We start from the raw sequence: 383 nt of genomic DNA, 5'->3' as shown, positions 1-383 counted from the left end.
GGTCGACGCCATCCTCAACCTGGTTCGCGAAGGCCGCCCCGAGCTGACCAACCAGGACAGCGTCCGCCGCCATGTCGCCTGGGGCCCCGGTCCCCGCGCTGCGCAATCGCTCATGCTCGCCGCCCGTGCCCGCGCCGTGCTCGACGGGCGTCTGACGCCCAGCCTGGACGACGTCGCCGCCCTCGCCCCCGCTGCCCTGCGACACCGCATGGCGCTGAACTTCTCCGCCCGCGCCGAGGGCGTGGGCCTTCCCGAGATCATCGACACCCTCGTCGGCCAAGCGGTTTGAGCGCATCCGCCTTCCAGAATGCCCGCCGCGCCGAGGCCCTCGGCGCCCGGCTGCCGCCCTTGCTGGTCGCTGCCCAACGCGTCGCCAACACCGT

1 protein-coding gene is annotated in these 383 nt (G+C 73.6%); it reads left to right on the top strand.

What is annotated here, in order from left to right:
* On the top strand, positions 1–289 hold a 289-nt coding region (locus D7Y13_RS44925), incomplete at its 5' end, for an AAA family ATPase (protein ID WP_369333619.1).
* Between the last annotated feature and the right edge of the window lie 94 nt (positions 290–383).

It is taken from the genome of Corallococcus praedator, assembly GCF_003612125.1.
GTDB lineage: Bacteria > Myxococcota > Myxococcia > Myxococcales > Myxococcaceae > Corallococcus > Corallococcus praedator.
The sequence above is the reverse complement of the archived record's forward strand: the minus strand, read 5'-3'. Positions and strand labels throughout refer to the sequence as shown.